The following is a 3,292-nucleotide window of genomic DNA, read 5'->3' on the forward strand; positions in this document are numbered from 1 at the left end:
CATCCGTGACGATACTTAGTTATTTTTAAATAGATTGGCTTCAGATAACTACAATAATTGTCGAGCGGTGCTAATCGATGTTCGAGCTAGATTTATTTTTTTACTTTGAGATTCTTGCATATCTTATGGGATTATCGGCGACTTTAGCCTTGGTGTCCGCGATTTATCTCAAGTGGCACCGAAGGCCTCCCAGTCTACCGCTAGCCCAAGAGCAACGGCAGTTGGCAGAATTAAAGCCCGACGATTTATCTGCGGGATTGAAAATGCGGAAAAACTTTTTGATTTTCCCCAACTCAAATCTGTGGCCGGCAACTGACAGCTTCTTGGGTAAAGTTTTAGGTATGAGCCACGCTGTATTCTTGGCCAAGCAAGAGCGCCTAAGTGTGAATTCTTCGCCTCTTTTGGGGCCTGGAACTAGCAAAACCCTAAGTCTAAGCATTTCGGGTTCGATGGGAAACAATCCCGATCGCCCAAATGCCGAGAATCCTCCCAGAGTTAATGGTTTCGCGCAATTAGAGGAAGATTTGCTGGGCGAAATCCTAGCAGGTACTGATTCGCCGGGGGGAGCACAATTCTTTGATGCCTTAGTTTGCCACTTAGCCTCAGCACTCGGAGTTCGCACCGCCGTCGCTGCCAAATCGATTAAGTCGAAGGCACGCACCGATGCTGCTGCCGATAGATTGCAACTTATCAGTTTTTGGAGCGACGGACAGCAGCAGCCAAACTTTGAGTGCGACACTGCCAATACTCCCGAAGCGCAGGTGCTGCAGGAGGGAATGTATTCCTGTCCCGACAACCTCTGGGAAACCTTTCCAGAAGACCGCAGACCGATAGTTACAGGTGCGCGCAGTTTCCTGGGAGTCTTGCTGAAAAACTCTTACGGCGAACCTTTAGGCATTATTTGTATTTTCCACGATCGACCCTTGGTGGAAGCACATCTTGCCAAATTCCGATTAATTCTCAGCATTTTTGCGGGACGGGCCGCAGCCGAATTAGAGCGGCAGCGCCTAGAAGCAGCACTGTCCACTGTAGAAGCGAAATACTGCGCCCTGGTAGAACAAATGCCCGCTGTCACCTACATTTCTCCCCTCAACCGCAAGGCTGCCAAACTTTACATCAGCCCGCAAATCGAGACTTTTCTAGGTTATTCTGTAGCTGAATGGAGAGCAGATCCCGACCTGTGGCTGAAACTTGTTCACCCAGAAGACCGTGACCGCGTGTTAGTGGAAAACGCCACACAGAAATTCAGCGATGGAGAAGATATCTTCTGCGAGGGGTCGCTGGTTTCAGAATACCGCGCGATCGCCCGCAACGGTCGAGTAGTCTGGTTCCGCGATCAAGCAACCGCAGTTCGCGATGAAGCAAGCAAGTCTGTCATCCTTCAAGGCGCCATGTTTGACATCACCGAGACTAAAGTAGCTGCCAGCGCGCTACTAGAAAGCGAATACCGCTATTACACCTTGGCAAAAATACTGCCTGTCGGGATTTTCCGCGCCGACGCTGCCGGAGATTGCTTGTATGTGAATGAGCGATTTTTGGAGATGGCGGGACTGACTGCGCCAAAGGCACTAGGCGAAGGTTGGGCGCAAAGTTTGCATCCGGAAGACCGCGAGCGTGTTTTAAACCATTGGTATCGCGCTGTCACAGACAAGTTGCCCTGTAAGTTAGAGTATCGCTTTTGCAACGGTGACTTCACAACCTGGGTATTTTGGCAAGCAGTGCCAGAAATGACCAAAAGCGGGGAAGTTCTAGGCTACCTCGGCACGTTGACCGATATCACCGATCGCAAGCAGGCAGAATTCGCGCTGCAACAGGCGGAAGAGAAATACCGCAGTATCTTTGAAAATGCGATCGAAGGCATTTTTCAGACAACGCCCGACGGACGCTACCTCAGCGCTAACCCTGCTTTGGCGAGAATTTACGGCTACGAGTCGGCCACCGAATTGATCGCGAATATCCAAGACATAGACCGCCAACTCTACGTCGATCCCAACCGACGCGTCGAGTTTTTGCGCGCGATCGAAAAACACGGTTTTGTGTCTGAGTTCGAGTCCCAAGTTTACCGCGCTGACGGCACTACTATCTGGGTTTCCGAGAACGGCCGGGCAGTTCGCGACCCTGACGGAAATTTACTTTACTACGAAGGCACTGTCGAAGATATTACCCTCCGCAAAATAGCAGAAGAGAAGTTAGTACACGATGCTTTGCACGATATGCTAACCGGTTTGCCCAACCGATCTTTATTTATGGATCGCTTGGGACACGCGATCAATCTTTCAAAACGCCGCCCCGATATTTTGTTTGCGGTGCTGTTTATCGATCTCGATCGGTTTAAGGTTGTTAACGACAGTTTGGGGCATTTAGTGGGCGATCGGTTGCTGATCGCGATCGCGCAGCGCCTGGGAATCTGTTTGCGCGCTGGAGATACCGTTGCCCGTCTCGGCGGCGACGAATTCGCTATTTTGCTGGAAAATATCAAAAGCACCGAGGATGCGATCCAGATTGCCGAACGAGTGCAGGCGGAACTGGCAGAGCCTTTTTACCTTAACGAGTATCAAGTTTTTACCAGTGCTAGCATTGGGATTGTTTGTTCTGGTGTTCCTCCGTGTCCAACGGAAACCTGCCAACTGTCGAGTCCCGAAAATCTGGGAAATATCGATCGGGAAACTTCTTTGTCTTGCTTATCTTCCGACTCTCCTGTTCCCAATGTCCCGTTGTCCATATTGTACGATCGACCGGAAGAACTGCTCCGAGATGCAGATGCTGCCATGTATCATGCTAAGGGATTGGGCAAAGCTCGCCACGAAGTTTTTGACTTAAGTATGCACACTCGCGCCGTCGCCCTTTTGCAACTGGAAAACGACCTGCGACGCGCTTTAGACTCCCAGGAATTTCAGCTTTACTATCAGCCCATCGTCTCTCTAGTTACGGGTAGGATCAGCGGTTTTGAAGCGCTGCTGCGGTGGTATCACCCGGAGCGGGGTGTCGTATCTCCTGGCGAGTTTATTTTAGTAGCAGAAGAAACTAGATTGATTATACCTATTGGCTGGTGGATGATGCGATCGGCTTGTCATCAGATCCACGAGTGGCACCAAAAATTCCCAGCGAATCCGCCCTTGACTGTCAGCGTCAACCTTTCTAACCAACAATTTAAACAACCGGATTTAATCGATCGCATTCGCGAAATTTTACAAGAAACTCAGCTTGACCCCCGCACTTTAAAGGTAGAAATTACTGAAGGCGTCATCATGGAGAATGCCGAATCAGCAGTGGCTATCCTCGCGGAATTGAA

Annotated in this window: 1 protein-coding gene; it reads left to right on the plus strand. The window is 50.1% G+C overall.

Annotation, left to right across the window (positions count from 1 at the left end; genetic code table 11):
- Positions 1–125: 125 nt before the first annotated feature.
- Positions 126–3,292, plus strand: a 3,167-nt coding sequence (locus tag QUA38_RS28130) for a PAS domain S-box protein (protein WP_333167686.1), incomplete at its 3' end; no start/stop codon positions are given.

Origin of the sequence: Microcoleus sp. Pol12B4, from assembly GCF_036701385.1 — a bacterium.
GTDB lineage: Bacteria > Cyanobacteriota > Cyanobacteriia > Cyanobacteriales > Microcoleaceae > Microcoleus.